General features: G+C 71.0%; 13 protein-coding genes and 1 pseudogene. 7 read left to right on the forward strand and 7 right to left on the reverse strand.

What is annotated here, in order from left to right; genetic code table 11:
• Positions 1-16 precede the first annotated feature (16 nt).
• Entirely contained in the window at positions 17-826 is an 810-nt protein-coding gene (locus ACIBK9_RS14485) for an NAD(P)H-binding protein (RefSeq protein WP_397158255.1), read from the reverse strand.
• A 79-nt stretch (positions 827-905) separates the two neighbouring features.
• Positions 906-2,177 carry a cytochrome P450 gene (locus tag ACIBK9_RS14490; RefSeq protein ID WP_397158256.1) on the reverse strand — a complete coding sequence of 424 codons (1,272 nt, stop codon included), beginning with the start codon at positions 2,175-2,177 and terminating at the stop codon, positions 906-908.
• A gap of 432 nt (positions 2,178-2,609) precedes the next feature.
• Here ACIBK9_RS14490 and ACIBK9_RS14495 point away from each other — a divergent pair, with 432 nt between their 5' ends.
• A complete protein-coding gene (locus tag ACIBK9_RS14495) occupies positions 2,610-3,263 on the forward strand; it encodes a hypothetical protein (protein WP_397158257.1) in 654 nt (217 codons plus the stop codon).
• A 38-nt stretch (positions 3,264-3,301) separates the two neighbouring features.
• Complete coding sequence (locus ACIBK9_RS14500; protein ID WP_397158258.1) at positions 3,302-3,607, forward strand: hypothetical protein; 306 nt, start codon at positions 3,302-3,304, stop codon at positions 3,605-3,607.
• 318 nt (positions 3,608-3,925) lie between these two features.
• On the opposite strand, the gene ACIBK9_RS14505 is transcribed toward ACIBK9_RS14500, so the two are convergent.
• The gene (locus tag ACIBK9_RS14505) at positions 3,926-4,882 is read right to left on the reverse strand and encodes a TetR/AcrR family transcriptional regulator C-terminal domain-containing protein (protein WP_397158260.1); all 957 of its coding nucleotides are present in this window, start codon (positions 4,880-4,882) and stop codon (positions 3,926-3,928) included.
• A gap of 169 nt (positions 4,883-5,051) precedes the next feature.
• Here ACIBK9_RS14505 and ACIBK9_RS14510 point away from each other — a divergent pair, with 169 nt between their 5' ends.
• The 3 genes from ACIBK9_RS14510 to ACIBK9_RS14520 all read left to right on the forward strand — a co-directional run bounded on the left by ACIBK9_RS14510 (position 5,052) and on the right by ACIBK9_RS14520 (position 8,217).
• Positions 5,052-6,296 (forward strand): FAD-dependent monooxygenase, encoded by a 1,245-nt coding sequence (locus ACIBK9_RS14510; protein ID WP_397158262.1) that lies wholly within the window; start codon positions 5,052-5,054, stop codon positions 6,294-6,296.
• Positions 6,297-6,470: 174 nt separating this feature from the next.
• On the forward strand, positions 6,471-7,040 hold the full coding sequence (locus ACIBK9_RS14515) for an ArsR/SmtB family transcription factor (RefSeq protein ID WP_397158264.1): 570 nt from the start codon (positions 6,471-6,473) through the stop codon (positions 7,038-7,040).
• A 481-nt stretch (positions 7,041-7,521) separates the two neighbouring features.
• A complete protein-coding gene (locus ACIBK9_RS14520; RefSeq protein ID WP_397158266.1) occupies positions 7,522-8,217 on the forward strand; it encodes a class I SAM-dependent methyltransferase in 696 nt (231 codons plus the stop codon).
• Between the two features lie 191 nt (positions 8,218-8,408).
• On the opposite strand, the gene ACIBK9_RS14525 is transcribed toward ACIBK9_RS14520, so the two are convergent.
• The 3 genes and pseudogenes from ACIBK9_RS14525 to ACIBK9_RS14535 form a co-directional block, all read right to left on the reverse strand.
• A complete protein-coding gene (locus ACIBK9_RS14525) occupies positions 8,409-8,714 on the reverse strand; it encodes an SDR family NAD(P)-dependent oxidoreductase (RefSeq protein ID WP_397158268.1) in 306 nt (101 codons plus the stop codon).
• A gap of 98 nt (positions 8,715-8,812) precedes the next feature.
• Positions 8,813-9,193 (reverse strand): annotated as a pseudogene (locus ACIBK9_RS14530) (SDR family NAD(P)-dependent oxidoreductase); the annotation flags it as partial.
• A gap of 69 nt (positions 9,194-9,262) precedes the next feature.
• On the reverse strand, positions 9,263-10,054 hold the full coding sequence (locus tag ACIBK9_RS14535; RefSeq protein WP_397158985.1) for a helix-turn-helix transcriptional regulator: 792 nt from the start codon (positions 10,052-10,054) through the stop codon (positions 9,263-9,265).
• A 226-nt stretch (positions 10,055-10,280) separates the two neighbouring features.
• Between ACIBK9_RS14535 and ACIBK9_RS14540 the strand changes: the two genes are divergently transcribed.
• Positions 10,281-10,649: a hypothetical protein gene (locus ACIBK9_RS14540; protein ID WP_397158270.1), complete on the forward strand. Its 369-nt coding sequence runs from the start codon at positions 10,281-10,283 to the stop codon at positions 10,647-10,649.
• Between the two features lie 104 nt (positions 10,650-10,753).
• On the opposite strand, the gene ACIBK9_RS14545 is transcribed toward ACIBK9_RS14540, so the two are convergent.
• A complete protein-coding gene (locus tag ACIBK9_RS14545) occupies positions 10,754-13,561 on the reverse strand; it encodes a BTAD domain-containing putative transcriptional regulator (RefSeq protein WP_397158272.1) in 2,808 nt (935 codons plus the stop codon).
• Between the two features lie 281 nt (positions 13,562-13,842).
• Between ACIBK9_RS14545 and ACIBK9_RS14550 the strand changes: the two genes are divergently transcribed.
• Complete coding sequence (locus ACIBK9_RS14550) at positions 13,843-17,028, forward strand: DNRLRE domain-containing protein (protein WP_397158274.1); 3,186 nt, start codon at positions 13,843-13,845, stop codon at positions 17,026-17,028.
• The last annotated feature ends 3 nt before the right edge of the window (positions 17,029-17,031 follow it).

Below are 17,031 nucleotides of genomic sequence, written 5' to 3' on the forward strand. Positions count from 1 at the left end.
GGCCGGTGTCTCTTCGCTACCCCAGGAACTCCCGCAGCGAGCGCGGCCGGCGGCCCAGGAGGTCGGTCACCGTCGTGGTCGTGGTCGCCCAGCGCCCGTCCCCGAGCTGCGACATGAGGGTGGCCAGGTCGTGGGCCGCGGCAGCGGGCATGCCGCGTTCCGCCAGGTGCACGGCGGCCTCCTCGACGGGCAGGTCCACGTAACGCACGTCCCGGCCGAGCGCCCGGGTCAGCTCGGCGGCGATCTCGTCATGGGTGGGCGCCACCGGGCCGGTCAGCTCGTAGACCGCGTCGGCCCCGACAGGACGCCTCAGCAGCACGGCAGCGACCGCCCCGATGTCACGAGCGTCGATGTACCCCACCTTGCCCCTGCCGTACGAGCCGACGATCCGCCCCTCCTCGTCGACGTCGCCCGCGAGATTCTGCATGAAACCGACGGGCGCCAGGATCGACCACGGCACTCCGGAAGCCTTGAGGTGCTCGTCCACCTGCCCGTGCAGGCCGAACCCCAGCAGGCTGCCCGGCGTGACCCCGCGTACGGACACGGTCACCACCTGGGCGACCCCCACGGCAGCCGCGTGGTCGATGACCGCCTGGTGGGCGCGCGCGAAGCCCGGCCACAACGCGCTGTTGAGAAAGAGCCTGTCCTCCGGCTCGACCGGGATGCTCGCCGGCCGCTCCAGGTCGCCGACCACGTAGTCGCAGCCCAGCTCCGCCCTCAGTTCCTCACCCTGTTCCGCGCGCCGCACCACGGCCCGCACCGCGCCGCCCAGTTCCTCGATCAGCGCACGCCCGATCGTGCCTGTCGCGCCCGTCACCACGATCATCACGCAACCCCCAGAACGGCATGCCGGCTTCCCGTTCTACACCAAGCGGAAGCTGTTCGTCCACTTAGAGTGGGGACGGTCAGCCGATGCGGAGCGGGAGAGTGCGGGGGCCACGGACCTGACTGGCGGCCCAGGTGACGGCGTCGGGGTCGGCGAGGGTGAAGACGGGGATGCGCTGGAGCCAGACGTCGAGGGCGGTGCGGAGTTCCATGCGGGCCAGGTGGGAGCCGACGCAGCGGTGGATGCCGAGTCCGAAGGCGGCGTGGCGGTTGACTTCGCGGTCGATGCGGATGTCGGCGGGGTGGTCGAAGTGGGCGGGGTCGCGGTTGGCGGCGGGGAAGGAGAGCAGGACCCAGTCGTCGGCTTTCATGTCGACGCCGTTCCAGTGCATGTCGTCTTTGACGAGGCGGGCCATGGTGACGGGGGCGTAGGCGCGCAGGAACTCCTCCATGGCGGTGGGCAGGAGGGCGGGTTCGGCGACCAGGCGTTCGCGGTCCGCGGGGGTCTTGGCCAGGTGCCACAGGGACGCCCCGATCGCACTCCACGTCGTGTCGATACCCGCGATCAGCAGCAGCGTCATCGTCCCGACGACGTGGACGGGGTCCAGCTTCGCGCCGTTGAGCTCGGCGCCGAGCAGGTACGTCGTGAGGTCGTCCCGCGGGTGGGCCAGGTGGTCGTGGATCTGCTCGACCAGGTAGGACGACAGCTCGGCGAAGCGCTCCAGCCGTTTCTCGGTGGGCTCGTTCACGCTTTCCAGGGCGTTCTCCACGAACTGCCGGAACCGGTCGGCGTCCTCGGGCGGGAAGCCCAGCATGTCGGCGATCACCCGCATCGGGATGTCCTGGGCGTACTCGCGGGCCGCGTCCACGACCTCTCGCCCTTCCAGGCCGTCGATCAGCTCGTGGCACAACGCCCTGGTGCTCGCCTCCCGCTTGGCGACCGCCGTCTTGGTGAAGGCCGGCAGCAGTAACTTGCGGGCGTCGTGGTGGAAGGGCGGGTCGGACGAGATCGGCGGGACCCCGCCCACCGGCGCGAGCTCGCGGGGCGGCTTGACGTTGCCGACGACGACGGCCCGGGAGGAGAACCGCTCGGTGTCGTAGGCGATGGCGGCGACGTCCTCGTACCGGGTCGGCAGCCACACCCCGCCGAACCGGTCGGTGTGCGCGATCGGGCAACGCTGCCGCAGGTCGTCCTGAATGGGGTACGGGTCCGCGGCCCACTGGGGGTCGACGTGGGAGAAGTCGGTGGCCCAGTCGGAGACCGGATCGGTGACGATCTCGCTGACGGTGCCGCGCAGCCGGTTCCTGCGCGTCTCTTCCAGCTCCGGGCCGAAGCGGTCGTCCACGGTCATCTCGCAGCTCCATCCCTGACGTCGATGAACCGGTCGGAGTCGATCTGAGGTGAATCGCACCCTCACCCGAATTAAAAAAGCATTCATTTGATACGTCAAGACACCCCCACGACCGAAGTCCCTGCTGTCTGGCGTCCGTCAACCTGAGAGTTCGGCACGGTTCCTGGCAGTTGACCTGATAGTGAGTGTCCTGTCGCAGCGAAGCTGCGCATTGTCATCGAAGGTTGATGACCACTACGGTGTCCCACCGAAGGTTGAGTGACTGCTGGGGCTTGACGTCCGTTGCACCTCACCGACAGCGCGTTCGAGGTCCGCTACGTCACGGAGGGCCGCGGGTCGTGCGGTGTCCCGTTTGATGAGGCGGGTTGGATTCACAGGTTGGCGGGAGGCCGTCCTCACGTGGAGCAGTGCTCGCCGACCGGGTCTGGAGGCGTGATCGAGAAACGATCGCATGCGTTGACCGCGACCATGGCGGCGAGCTGGCTCGTGGTCGTGACTGGACGGTATCTGCTGTGGCTGGAGTACTACGATCGGATCATCGAGCAGCTGATCCTTGGGATCGCGTTCGTCGTGGCCGTGCTTTCCACGTCGTGGTGGGCGCAGAGACTCGTACGCCGGCGTGGTGACATCCGCAGTTTCGTCGCGGCCGGTGCGGCGGTCGTCCTGTGCGCCGCCGTTGTGGCGTTGCCCTGGAACGGGATCTTCGGACGTACGTGGTTCGCGGTCCATCACGGCAAGTTCGCCGCGCTGGCCCAGCTGGCCAAGGACAGGAAGCTGGCGGTGGACATACCTTCGGGTGGCTGGGTGCATCTGCCTGATGAGTTCGATGTCCTGCAGTTTGATCATCGCAGTACGCAGGATGTGCCGATCGAGCTTTACCCCGGACGTGTTCTCACGATGGGCCTGTCGAACGAGGAAGTGTCGGAGAACATGTTCCTCTACATCTATGACCGGCCTGACGCCGCGCGGGTAAGTCCCTGTGATCTCACCGCGACCACGTTAGACGATTACTGGTGGTGCAGCCGGCTGGGTGACGGCTGGTGGTGGCTGGCGCGCAAGTCGAACTATCCGGCCATGGACGAATAGGCGCGCGAGGCTGAGCGGGGCCGTGTGGGGACTAATCGATGGACGCCGATCGTCGGCGGGTCCGCCTTGCGCGCACGATCCAAGGGGCCGGTTGGGATCAGATCGCCCACTGGCCGTCCGGCGTTCCCGAGTCAGGCCCCTGGCCGCCACCGGGCGAGATCGTGAAACCCAAACTCACGATCAAGCAATGGCTTCTCACGATCGACGTCCTCGAACGCTGGGCCGCAGCCGCCGATCGCAGCGGGCATCACGAAGCCGCTGCCCAAGAACGCGAACTCCGAGAGCTGATCTGGCTTCAAGCGCACGGCGTCCGACTCCCTGAAACCCTCCGCGGGCAACCCTGAGCCAGAACACCACGATCTTCGGAGTCATGACCTTCGCTCAAGGGCGAGGCGATCTTCGACCAGGTACTGCCAACCCTCGACCCATCGAAGTGAGAACCCCGGCCGGTTGAACGACGCGAAGGTGCGGCTGACCGCTGAGCGGGTTGCGGCCTGCCGCACGGTGGCGGGCTGGGGTTATGAGCTGGTCGCCGCGCCGTTGGGCGCGTCGAAGCGGTGGGCGTAGACGGTGGCGGTGCTCATCTGCAACCAGACCCGAGGAGGCCGTACGGCGGCCGCGATCGCCTCGGCGGCTGAACACGTTCACCAATGGGCTCGTGCCTAGGAGCCCTGGTCGCCGACCAGGGCCGCGAATCCGTCCAGATGGCGGGCCAGGCCGTACTCGAACAAGACGTCCAGATCGGGCGCCGCATCGCCCGAGATCGTCGCCAGGAGGGGGAATCTTCCGTCGGCGAGGAGCTCCTGCCGGCGCGAGCGCTCGGCTTCCGACCAGCGCTGCAAGGTCATGCCCGTGTTCCGCTCGGCCTCGGCCTCGGCGGCCCTGGACAGTCCGACGGTGACGACGAGCGCGTGCAGGGTGAGCGCCTCCTGGAACCGGACGTCCATGGGGAGATGGAGCTCCTCGAGCGCCCGCAGGGTCCACTCGGTGTGGGCCATCATGTTGGGGGCCAGAACGGGCCGGGTGAACGAGACGACATGGGGCAGCCACACGTGCCGCCGGCAGAGCCGCCATTGCTGACGGGCGACCAGTTCGAGCTTGGCGCGCCACCCCTGCGGTCCGCGCTCGGGCAGATCGAGGTCGCCGAACACGATGTCGGCCATCTGGACCAGCAGTTCCTCCTTCCCGCTGACATGCCGGTACAGGGACATCGGCCCGAGCTCCAGCTTGGCCGCGAGCCGGCGCATCGACAGCGCGTGCAGCCCCTCGGTGTCGGCGAGGTCGACGGCGGCGCGGAGGATGCGCGTCCGGAGCATCTCCTGGTCGGCCGATTCGGCCTGTCGCGCGGCCGTGGTGTCGCGGTGCTGCGGGCGAGCGGGCCGACGGCCGGCCTGAGGGCTGACCACTGTGCCCGAACCGCCCTTCGTCTCGACGAGGCCCTCCTCGCGCAGAGCGGCCGTCACCTTGGTCGCGGTCGCGATCGCGACGCCCCACCGCTGCGCGATGGCCCGGATGGACGGCACTCGGTCGCCGGGGCGGAGATCGCCGCCGTCGATCCAGGAGCGGATCTCCGCGACGATCGCCCGGTAGGGCGGCTCCGGGCGCTGCGTCGATGGCACGTGATCCTCCGGTCCGACGGGGACATGACAGATATAGCGTACTAGTTCACTTTGTCGCTTGCACTAGTTCACTTTCGCTCGCAAACGTGCTTCCACGCCCTAACCGTGCCCATACGGTGTACGCACAAGGCGAAGATACGCCGTAGTCACGAATGTGGGGGAAGGGCGAATGAAGAACAGGGACATCCTCGTGTCAGGGGGCGGCATCGCCGGGGCGGCTCTGGCGTACTGGTTACGCCGGTACGGATTCCGGCCGACGGTGGTGGAGCGTGCGCCGGCGCCTCGCACGGGCGGTCACGCCGTCGACATCCGGGGCACCGCGCGGCAGGTGATCGAACGCATGGGCCTCGTTCCGCAGGTCCGCCACGCTCGCATCGGAGCCCGCGGCATGGCCTTCATCGACGAAAGCGGCAAGCGGGTGGCGAGCCTGGGCACCGACGTGTTCGGGCCGTCCGGCGGGCCGGTCGCCGAGTGGGCGCTCCTGCGCACCGACCTGGCCCGGATCCTCCACGACGCGATCCGCGACGACGTCGAGTACGTCTTCGACGACGCGATCACCGACGTGCTGCAGGACGAGGACGGCATCACAGTGGCATTCGAGAAGGGGGTCTCCAGGCGGTTCGATCTGCTCGTCGGCGCGGACGGCGTCCATTCCAGCGTACGCCGGCTGACGTTCGGCCCCGAGGACCGTTACATCCGCGACCTCGGCTCCTTCATCGCGCTCTTCTCCGTCACGTCCGAGGTGGATCTGGACGGCTGGCAACTCATGTACACCATGCCCGGTGGTGACGGCCGTGCCGGCAGAACAGCGGGCCTGCGTCCGCTGACCGAGCCGGGCAGGGCCCTCGCGGGGTTCTTCTTCCGTGCCCCCGGGCTCGAGTTCGACCGGCGAGACGTCGCCGCGCAGAAGCAAGTCGTCGCGCGCACCTTCGAGCACGTGGGATGGGAGGTCCCCGCTTTCCTGCCGCAGATCTGGGACGCGTCCGACTTCTACTTCGACCGGGTCGAGCAGGTGCAGGTCGGCACCTGGGCGACCCGCCGGATCGTGCTGGTGGGGGACTCCGCCTTCTGCGCCTCTCCCATGTCCGGGATCGGCACCAGCCTCGCCCTGGTCGGCGCCTACATGCTCGCCGGTGAACTGTTCAAGGCCGGGGGCGACCAGCGGGTGGCCTATGCCGCGTACGAGAGGGGCATGCGCGAGTTCGTCGACCGGGCCCAGCACTTCGCCCGGACCGCCGGCGACGGTGGCCTGATGCCGGACACGCGGGCACAGATGTGGCTGCGGAACCAGTCCGTACGACTCGTGCGCTACTTGCCCAAACGCCTGGTCAGCCGAGGTCTGGAGTCGGTGGCCGACACCGTCGCGCTCGACGACTACGCCGATCCGGCACCCCACCGGTCCCTGAAGCACTGAAGGAGAGCACCAAGCGCGTCAGCACCTTCCTGTGGTTCGACGGCCAAGCCGAAGCCGCGGCCACCTCCTACACTGCACTGTTCGCCGATTCCGGGATCATCGCCACCGACACGCAGTTTCAAGATCCAGTAGGTGTCTTGAGCATCGTCACCTGCTGGTCTTACCGTCGTGGCCATGCGCCAGATCGACGACATGGACGTGCTCAAGGTCATGACCAGCCGGTTCCGGATGAAGCTCTTCAGCCTCCTGTTCCGGATCGGCCCGGTCACCGTGAGCGAGCTCGCCAGGCGGATGGACGCCGACCCTGGCCAGGTGAGCTATCACCTGCGGCAAATGCAGCCCCATGGGTTGATCGAGGACGTGCCGGAGCTCGCCCGGGACAGCCGGGAACGCTGGGTAAGGGCGGCTTTGAGCGGATGGGCCTTGGTGCGGGACTCCGAAGCCCCGGAGGCCAGAGCCGCGCTGCAGGCGTGGACTTCACAGTGGGTGATCGACCAGTTCGAGCGGCTGCGTGACTTCGAACGCACTCATATGACGCTTCCCGAGGACTGGCGCCACGCGTCCTTCGGAAGCAGCCGCCACCTACGGCTCACCAAGGATGAGCTCACACAACTCGCCGACCAGCTCAATGCCGTGTTGAAGCCGTGGCGCGAACTGACCCGGGCGCGCGTCGAATCGAGCGACATTCCGCCGGACACCCGGCCGATCTTCATTTTCTACCACGCATTTCCCGAAGAACCCTGAGGAGCCTTTCGTGCATCACTTGCAGGAAGAGCTCGTCCGCGCGGACTTGGCTGAGCGGCGAGCCGAGGCCGCACACCTGCGGATGATTCCGCCGCGCTCGCGCCGGCGTGTTCTTCTACGCCTCCGCGGGCAGTTCGCGGTCACTCTCCGCCGCCTCGCTGATCACCTCGAACCGGCCCTGGAGTCCCGAGGTCGCCGCCCCGTGTGTCCGCCAGGCAGGGCTGACTGAGCGCTTCAGTTGGTGGATGGGCGCTTGAGGCGCGATCCGCGCACACGAGCAGCGAGGAGAGTCTCCTTCGGCCCGGGTCGAGCTGCTGCATCTGACCGGTGGGCAGGATGTCATGCCGTTTGCGTGCTTGACCAAGATCTGCCGTATGTCTGTGCCGCCGAGATTGCTGGGCCACAATAGCCCGCATGTCTGCCATGCCCGAAGATCACGTTGAGACCGCGCCCCCCCTCCTCACTCAACGACTACGACAGGATGGCTGAGGGGTACGCGGCCGAGAACGAAGCCAGTCTTCTCAACGCGTACTACGAGCGGCCCGCGATGCTGGAGCTTGCCGGGAACGTGGCCGGAAGGCGCATCCTCGACGCCGGCTGCGGCGCGGGTCCCTTGTTCTCCGAGCTGCGCGATCGAGGTGCCGTCGTGACCGGCGTCGACGCGAGCGCCGGAATGCTGGAGCAGGCCCGACGGCGGCTGGGCGCCGACGCCGATCTGCGGGTCGCCGACCTTGCGGGCCCGCTGCCCTTCCCCGACGAGGCGTTCGACGACGTCATCGCGTCCCTGGTGCTGCACTACCTGGAAGACTGGGGCCCGACACTGGCCGAGCTGAGACGCGTGCTGAAGCATGGCGGCCGGCTCCTCGTCTCGGTCGACCATCCTTTCAGCGTCACCCTCTTTCAGCACATGGCCGGGGAGAAGCCCAAGTACTTCGAGACCCGCAGCCGGACCGACGAATGGACCATGGGCGGGCAGACCGTTCAGATGCGTTTCTGGGACCGGCCCCTGCACGCGATGACCGAAGCCTTCACTGCGGCGGGCTTTCGTATCAGCGTCATCAGCGAACCGCCGTTCGCGCCGGAAGCCCGCGAACTGTTCGCCGAGGAGCTCCGCGAGTTCGAGCCCACTCGCACGAGGTTCCTGTGCTTCTTGTTCTTCGTTCTCGAAGCCAGCTAGCCAGGTTCTGTTTCCCGGATCTGCTGACTGATCGTGACCGCATCGTCGTGCCGGGCGCCGTCGCTGGTCCTGACACCGGGCCGGTACGGCGAGAGCCGGCGATCGGAGCGGGCGCTGCGGGCCGTACGGGTCCCTCTGCGGCCGGCGGGGTCGGCACTGAAAAGGCCGGTCCGCCGGCCGCGTCCGCCGGCTCAGGCGGCGGGGACGCTGGCGACGAGCCCGCCGTCCACGACCAGGTCCTGCCCGGTGATGTAGGCGGCCTCGTCAGAGGCCAGGAACGCCACCGCCGCCGCGACGTTGTCAGCGTGACCGAGGGCGCCGAGCGGCACCTCGGCCGAATTGCGCGCCTCGCTCTCCGGGTCGGGGTTGGCGTCGCGGTACATCTCGGTGTCGATGTAGCCCGGGCTGACCGAGTTGACCCTGATGCCGCGCGGCGCGAGATCGGCGCCCAGCGTCCGGGCGAGATTATGGACGGCTGCCTTGCTGGCGGAGTACACGGAGGCGACGGACAGCCCGCGATACAGCGTCCAGGACGCGTTGATGACGCGTTGATGACGATCGCGCTGCCGTCCCGCATCAGCGGCAGCGCCTTCTGGACGGTGAAGAAGACGCCCTTGAAGTTGACGCCGACGGTGTGGTCGAACTCCGCCTCGGTGATCTCGGCGCTCGGCTTGAACACGCCCACGCCGGCGTTCGCGAAGACCGCGTCCAGGCTCCCGCGCCAGGTTTCGATCCGCCGCATCAGCAGGTCGAGGTCCGCGGGGGAGGCGACGTCGGCGCGAACCGCGAGCACCCGGCCCGAGCCGGATTCCGGCAGGGCGCCCGTCAGGCGGGCGGCCGCGGTGTCGAGACGGACCTGGTCGCGTCCGGTGATGACGACGTACGCGCCTTCGCCCAGGAGCCTCTGCGCCGTGGCGAAGCCCATGCCGCCGGCGCCGCCGGTGATCAGAACGGTCTTGTTCAGGAATCGGTTCATGCGGCAATCCTCAAGCGGATCGTCCGTTTCCGGCAGTTCCGGCCGAACCTAGGTCTGGCACCACCACCTTCAGGCGCTCGCCATCAGCTCGGACAGCCGCGCCCCGGTGGCGGTGCCCGGCTGCGGCGTGTGCAGCATCAGCCGGTGTCCTGGCCGGTCGGGCAACGGCAGCGACCTGTACTCGAAGATCAGCTCACCGGTCTCGGAGGTGTGGACGACCTTGACGCCCTCGGTCGCGTTGCCGACCGGATGCTCGGCCCAGATCTCGGCGAAGGAAGGACTCGCGGCGCACATGTCGGCGGCCAGCCTGCCGAACTCCAGGTCTTCCGGGTAGCGGGCCGCGTCGGCGCGGAACTGGCCGACGATCACCCGGGCCGCGTCCTCCCAGTGGGGCAGCGAGGAGCGGAAGCGGGCGTTGGTGAAGAAGCTCACCAGGCAGTTGTGGTCGCGGTCCGAGTAGCCGAACACCAGGTGCGCGGCGCGGTTGACCGCGACCAGGTTCCAGTGCCGGTCGAGGATGTAGGCCGGGGACGGGAGCCAGCCGTCGATCAGCCGCCGCAACTCCGCGGAGACCGGCCGGTCCGACGGCTCGGCCTGGGGCGGGTTGAGCCCGGCGAGCAGGTACAGATGTTCGCGCTCCGCCGTGTCGAAACGCAGCACCCGCGCGACAGCGTCCAGGACCCCGGCCGAGACGTGGATCTCCCGCCCCTGCTCCAGCCAGGTGTACCAGGACACCCCCACCCCCGCGAGCACCGCCACCTCCTCGCGCCGCAACCCCTTGGCACGACGGCCGGAGCCGGCGGGCATGCCGACGTCGTACGGAGTCAGCCTGGCCCTGCGCGACCTCAGGAACTCGCGGATCTCTGCACTGCGCCGTTGCCGAGCCTCTACCGGAAGTCAGGAAATATCCACTCACCCATCGTAGGAGAGGCGTCAGACGCGAGTGGCGCCCAGACCGTCGGCGGGACAGGGGCGAGCCGAACGTCGCACATGTTCAGGGTTCTGTCGGTTTGCGATCATCGGTAGCTGTTGTTCGCGACGATCAGAGGGAGGCCGTGTGTCGGTGGGCGGTTCGCGTTGGAGAGTCTTGGCGTTCTTCGGCGTCCTCACGGCTGCGGTCGTCGTGATTGCGGCCGTCGTGGCCTTCCGTGGCACTGACGACCAGCGGCTCATCCGCTCGGCGGCTGAGGTGGAGGCGTTCGCACGCACGGTGAGGGAGGGGGACCGGCTCGGCCCCCGCACCATCGGCGGGATGGAGTTCGAGGAGGTCCGCCGCGAGCACGGCGTGGTCGTCCTCCAGCAAGGCGAGGCCCTGCAGAGCCCCTATGGCTACGCCTGGAGCCCGCAGGGCGATCCGGCTCCGATCCTTGCGGACGTGGAGTGGTCGGAGGACCACGTCGATCATCGTTTCGAACACCTGGAGGGCGCCTTCTACTCCTGGCAGGGAAGGCGCTGACACGCGACCGCCCGCGGCGAGGGGGCGACGCCCGGAACAGCCGATCCGGGCGCCACAGGATTCCATGACCACGCGCAAGGCCAGTTGAGCTTCGGTTCCGCACTTCACCCGGCCAGGCGGGTTCTGACCTGGGCTGCGGAGGGGTGGGCGAGGTCTTCCAGGAGGGTGAGGGCCTGGCGCCAGGTGTCGGCGGCGGCGTCCGGGAGGGCGGCCGCGTGCAGGGTGTCGCCGAGGCGCATCAGCGTGTCGGCCTGGTGGTAGCGGTCGCCGGCCTCGCGGAACAGCTCGACCGCGCGTCCGTACCAGGAGGCGGCCTCCTCGTGGCGGGCCAGACGGTGGCAGGCGTAGCCGAGGCTGTCGCAGGCGTTGGCCTGGCCGAGGACGTCGCCGAGCCGCCGGTGCAGGTCGAGCGCCTGGCGGCAATGGTCGAGCGCCTGTTCCTGGTCGCCGAGCTGGGCGTGGAACCAGCCGGCCGCGTTCAGCGCGCGGGCCTGGCCGGTCAGGTGGCCGGCCGCGCGGTACAGGGTGAGGGCCTGGGTGGCGTGGTCCAGGCCGTCCTGGTGGCGGCCCTGACGGCTGTACATCGTGGACAGGTTGCCGTGGACGCGGGCCTGGCCGGTCGGGTCGCGCAGCTCGCCGTACAGGTCGAGGGCGAGCCGGAAGTGGGTGCGGGCGTCGTCGAAGCGGTCGATCGCGGTGTTGGCCCAGCCGAGGTTGCCGTGGACGCACGCCTGCCCGAGCCGGTCGCCGCCGCGCCGCGCGGCGGCCAGGGCGGTGGTCTGGACGGCCAGGTGCTCGTGCCGCATGCCGCGCCGGTCGAGGAAGTCGGCCAGGGTCCAGGCGAGCTGCCAGGCGTGGGTGTCGAAGCCCAGGGCGGCGGCCCGCGCGACCGCGGCGACGAGCACGGCGCACTCGGCGGTGAACCAGTCCAGCGCCCCGCCCGCTGACTCCTCGAAGGCGGTCCCGGCGTCAGGGGGCGGCTCCTCGTACGGGGTGGCGGGGGGCGGGTCGCGGTGGGGGTTGAGGAGGGTGGCGGCGGTGCGGGCGGTGTGCAGGTAGTGGTCGAGGAGACGGCGCGTCGCGGCACGGCGTTCGGCCTCGGGGGTGAGCTCCTGGACGAGCTCCACGGCGTGAACCCGCAGCAGGTCGTGGAAGCTGTAGCGGCCGGGGACGTGCTGGCTGAGCAGATGGGCGCGGCACAGCTCGCCCAGCAACGGCCGCGCCCGCGCCACCGGCAGGCCCGCCAGCCCGGCCGCGGCCGGCAGGCTGAGGTCGGGCCCCGGATGCAGCCCGAGCAGCCGGAACAGGCGCCCGGCCCCGCCGCTGAGCCCCTGATGGGACCAGGAGAAGACGAGACGGACCTGCGTGCCGGGGCCGTCGGCGTCGAAGGCGTCCAGGTTGGCGACCAGGTCCCCGCCCTGGCCGGGGTGAACGGCGGGCAGCTCCCCGGCGATGGCCGCCAGCGGGAAGCCCGGGTGGGTGGCCGCGCGGGCCGCGATGACGGCCAGCGCCAGCGGCAGCCGCGCGCACCGGTCGATGATCTCGGCCGTCGCGTCGGGCTCGGCGGCCACCCGTTCGCCGCCCAGCCGCCGGGCCAGCAGCTCCCGCGCCTCGGGCACGGACAGCGGGTCCAGCCGGAGCGGGTGCGCGCCCTCGGCGGCCACCAGGCCCGGGAGCTGGTCGCGGCTGGTCACCAGCACCAGGCAGCCGGGCGCGCCGGGCAGCAGCGGCCGTACCTGCTCGGCGTCGCGCGCGTTGTCCAGCACGATCAGCATCCTGCGCCCGGCCAGCAGGCTGCGGTAGAGCCCGGTCCACGCCTCCGGGGTGGCCGGCACGCGGTTGGCCGGCGCGCCCAGCGCGTCGCCGAAGACGCGCATCGCCTCGACCGGCGTCATCGGCCGCCCGCTCTGGTCGAACCCGCGCAGGTTCACGTAGAGCTGACCGTCGGGGAACCGGTCGCGGACGCGGTGGGCCCAGTGGACGGCGAGCGCCGTCTTGCCCACGCCCGCGGTGCCCGTCACGGCGGCGACGACCACGGCGGCCGGCTGCTCACCCGCCGCGGCGAGCAGGGCGTCCAGGCGGGCGAGCTCGGCGGCGCGGCCGGCGAAGCCGTACACGCCGGGCGGCAGCATCGCCGCGACGTGCCCGGACGCGGGCGCGGCCGGGACGGTCTGGGACCGCAGCAGCGTGTCGTGCAGGCGCCGCAGCCCGGCGCCTGGGTCGAGCCCCAGTTCGTCGGCCAGCCGCCGCCGCAGCGCCCGGTAGGCGTCGAGGGCGTCGGCCAGCCTGCCCGCGCCGTGCAGCGCCCGCATCAGCAGCTCGACCAGGGACTCCCGGTAGGGGTGCTGCTCCACCAGCGCCAGCGCCTCGGCGGTGACCTCGTGGTGGCGGCCCAGCGACAGCTCCAGCGCCAGGCACTCCTCCACGGCGGCGAGCCGGCGTTCCTGCCAGATTCGGGCCGCGCCCTCGAAGGCCCGGCCGCGGACGCCGGCCAGGAAGGGCCCGCGCCACAACGACAGCGCCTCGCGGTACCCGGCGACGGCCCCCGCCGGGTCGGCGCGGGCGGTCTGCCGCGCCGCCGCGGTCAGGCTCTCGAAGGCACGGGCGTCCAGGCCGCTCTCGCCGGGGCGTAACAGGTAGCCGGCGCGCTGGGTGGTGATCAGGCCGGGGGCGGCGCCGGCGTCGGCCAGGGTGCGCCGCAGCCGGGTGACGAGGTCCTGGATCTGCCGCCGGGCGGAGGCGGGCGGCTCCTCCCAGACGACGTCCACGAGCTGGTCGACGGTGACGACCCGGTCGGCGTCGAGCAGCAGCGCGGCGAGCGTCCGCTCCTGCCGTGGCCCGTGCAGCGCGAGGGGGCGTCCGGCCACCCTGACGTCCATCGGTCCGAGCATGCCGAACCAGGCTGTGGCCATCGCGTTCCCCCTTGTCCCCGGCCCCGCCGGCTTGCGGATCGCCGCCGTCCGACGGCGAGGACGCGGCGAGGATGCGACGAGGGTGGATCAAGGATCGGCCGTCCTAGCGTGATGCGCGTGACCACGCCGTGAACCTGCGGCCAACTGACGACGGCCGCGCCGGACCCGAACCCGTCCGGCGCGGCCGAGCCGTGTGACGACCCCACTCCCGACGACCTCCCCGCGACGGTACGGCCGTGCCCTGGAAGGGCGCGTGTCCCCGCGGTGAAAGGAAACCACAAGTGATCGACAAGCTGAGGGCCGTCGCGCGGACGGGCGGACCCCCGTCCGGGCGACGGACCGGGAGGCTCGTCCTGGCTGCGGCGCTGCTGCTGGCGCCGCTCATGACGCCGGCCCCCGCGGCGCTGGCCGACACCACGCCCACCCCCACCCCTTCCCCCGAGGCGGCGGCGCTGGCCAAGGCCGACAGGTCCGGCGAACCGGTCGAGGTGGACGCCGCGCGCACCGAGACCGGCGAGCTGCTGGCGAACCCGGACGGCACCCTGACCCGGCGCGAACACCTGCGCCCGGTGCGTGCCAGGATCGGCGGCTCCTGGCGCCCGGTGGACGACACCCTGCGCCGCAACCCCGACGGCACCGTCTCCCCCCGGGCCACGACTTTCGCGATGACGTTCTCCGGCGGCGGCGCCGGCCCGCTGGCCACCCTGGTCAAGGACGGCAGGAGGCTGGAGCTGAGCTGGCCGTCCCGGCTGCCCGCCCCCGTCCTGGACGGCGACACCGCCACGTACGCCGACGTGCTGCCCGGCGTGGACCTCAAGGTGATCGCCGAGCCCGACGACTTCGTGCACCACCTGATCGTCAAGGACCGGGCCGCCGCGGCCGACCCCCGGGTGCGTACGTTGAAGCTGGGCGTGCGCGGCGAGGGCCTGGACGTGACCGCGACCGCCGAGGGCGGGATCACCGCCGCCGACGGCGGCAGGCCGGTCTTCACCGCACCGGTGCCGCGCATGTGGGACTCCTCCCACACCGCCGCCGCCAAGGGCCTGGCCGCGGCCGAGCCGCACGAGGACGGCCCCGTCCGCAACGCGCCGATGAAGGCCACCGTGGAGCCCGGCGCGGGCGGCGGCACGCTGCGGATCGTGCCCGACCAGGCGCTGCTGGACGACCCGGCCACCGTCTACCCGGTGGTCATCGACCCGATCTTCAGCGGCGGCTACCGCAACCACTGGGCCAACGCGGTGAAGAAGGCGAGCAACTCCGGCGTCGCCAACACCGTCTACTACGACGGCGGCAACAAGGTGGGCAGCGAGAACCCGCCGGTGGCCCGGGTCGGCCACGAGAACGACACCGGCCTGACCGCCCGCGCCTACTTCGAGATGAACATCAACGGCCTGCAGGGGGCCCGGATCCTCGGGGCCACCCTCAACGTCTTCAACGTCTCCTCCTGGAGCTGCTCGGCCCGCCCGGTGGACCTGGGCTGGACCGGCGGCATCGGCAACTGGGTGACCTGGAACAACCAGCCCGGCTGGATCCGCACCCTGCAGACCAAGTCCTTCGCCCACGGCTGGGGCTCGTGCGGGTCGGCCGGCGAGGACTTCGCCGACGGGGCGGTGGCCGGCGCGGTGCAGGAGGCGGCCAGCAACGGCCAGAGCAACATCACCTTCGGGCTGCGCGCCGCCGACGAGAGCGACACCTACGGGTGGAAGAAGTTCAAGGTGGACGGCACCAACCCGGTGCTCCAGGTCACCTACAACCGCGCTCCGCGCCTGGTCTCCAAGACCGCCTTCCAGGGGCCGTGGAACAACAACTCCTCCGACCGGCCGATCCCGTGCAGCGCCACGAACCCCGCCTGGGAGGTGGTCGGCAACACCGACGTCACGCTGACCGCGACGGGCAGCGACCCCGACGGCGGCAACCTCGACGTGGGCTTCGGCCTGTGGTTCCACGACGGCCCGGCCGTGCGGTCGGACACCCGCACGGTGGCGAGCGGGTCGACCGCGACCGTGACCGTGCCCGCCGACCAGCTCCAGGACGGCGGCCACTACTGGTGGCACGCCAGCGTCTCCGACGGCGTGGACGGCGACTGGTCCACCAACTCCTGCCCGTTCAAGGTGGACAAGACGGCTCCTACCAAGCCGGTCGTCACCTCCGCCGACGGCCGCCGCATCGACGTGGGCGAGGTGCCCGCCCGCTACACCCGCAAGGTCAGGCTGACCTCCAGCGACGCCAACCTGGACGGCTTCTGCTACCGGCTCAACCGCCCGCTGTCGGTCGGCGGGGGCAGGTGCGCGGCCGGCACCTGGGTCAAGGCCGGTGCCGACGGCTCGGCGACCGTCGAGATCTATCCGCACCGCTGGCCCGGCAACCGGCTGCACGTGGCGGCCATCGACGTGGCCGGCAACGTCTCGCCGTACGACGGGTCGCCCTCGCAGGCGGCGACCAACACGACGCTGATCGTCACCGCGCCGCCGGTGTTCGTGGCCGAGCCCGACGGGACGGTGTCCGGCGACCGCGACGGCGACCTGACCGGCGACGGCCGGCCCGACATCCTGGCCACCAACAACAGCGGCACGCTGCGCCTGTACGCCGGCCGTGGCGACGGCACCACCGACGGCGGCACCGACGTGGGCGCCTCCGGCTTCGGCGGCGCGCTGCTGGCCCACCGCGGCGACTTCGTCGGCCCCGAGGACGGCATGGGCAAGGACGGCTACGAGGACATCTTCGTCCGCTCGGCCTCGGGCAAGTTGTCGCTGTACCCCAACGAGGGCACCGGCTGGCCGAACTTCGAGGGCAGGCGGGAGCTGCGGCACCCCGGCGGCGGCGACTGGTCGGCGGCCACCCGGATCATCGCGCCGGGCAACCTCGACGGGCGGCCGGGCGCCGACCTGATCGTGGTCGAGGGCGGCCGGCTCGACCTCTACACCGGCACCGCGGCCGGGATGCTCGCCCTGGCGGGCAACGGGGAGCTGGCCGCGCCGCGCGTCCTCGACGTCCCGTCCGGGGCGGCCGGGTCGGCGCCGCTCGGCCTGGACGGCTACGACGCCTTCGTGCCCGGCGACGTGGTCCCCGACGCCGACGGCGACGGCGTCCCCGACCCGGGCAACGCCGCCGACCTGGTGCTGCGCCGGCGTGACAGCGGCGCGGTGACCCTCTACCCGGGCTCGTTCGACGACGCCGGCACGTACGTGCTCGGCGCGCCGCGCCCCTACGGCGCCGAGCCCTGGCCGGCCGGCAGCCACCCGTGGATCGCCGCGCCCGGCGACCTCCAGGGCCAGGTCGTCGACGTCGAGGGGGTCAGGACCTTCCAGCCGGCCGCCGGCAAGGAGGGCCCCGACTTCTGGGTGGCCGCGCAGACGGCGGCGCTCTCCGACGGCCTGTACCTCTATGCCGGCTCGCCCGCGGGCCGGGAGCCGGCCGTCAACGTCGGCGGTCCTGGCTGGACCGGCTGGATCACCGGAATCTCCTGAAAC

The sequence above is a fragment of the Nonomuraea sp. NPDC050227 genome, from assembly GCF_044459705.1.
Classification (GTDB): domain Bacteria; phylum Actinomycetota; class Actinomycetes; order Streptosporangiales; family Streptosporangiaceae; genus Nonomuraea.

Coding starts and splice junctions, on each gene's coding strand:
- ACIBK9_RS14485 (WP_397158255.1), bottom strand. CDS start 826: ATGATCGTGGTGACGGGCGCGACAGGCACGATCGGGCGTGCGCTGATC.
- ACIBK9_RS14490 (WP_397158256.1), bottom strand. CDS start 2,177: ATGACCGTGGACGACCGCTTCGGCCCGGAGCTGGAAGAGACGCGCAGG.
- ACIBK9_RS14500 (WP_397158258.1), top strand. CDS start 3,302: ATGGACGCCGATCGTCGGCGGGTCCGCCTTGCGCGCACGATCCAAGGG.
- ACIBK9_RS14510 (WP_397158262.1), top strand. CDS start 5,052: ATGAAGAACAGGGACATCCTCGTGTCAGGGGGCGGCATCGCCGGGGCG.
- ACIBK9_RS14515 (WP_397158264.1), top strand. CDS start 6,471: ATGCGCCAGATCGACGACATGGACGTGCTCAAGGTCATGACCAGCCGG.
- ACIBK9_RS14520 (WP_397158266.1), top strand. CDS start 7,522: ATGGCTGAGGGGTACGCGGCCGAGAACGAAGCCAGTCTTCTCAACGCG.
- ACIBK9_RS14545 (WP_397158272.1), bottom strand. CDS start 13,561: ATGGCCACAGCCTGGTTCGGCATGCTCGGACCGATGGACGTCAGGGTG.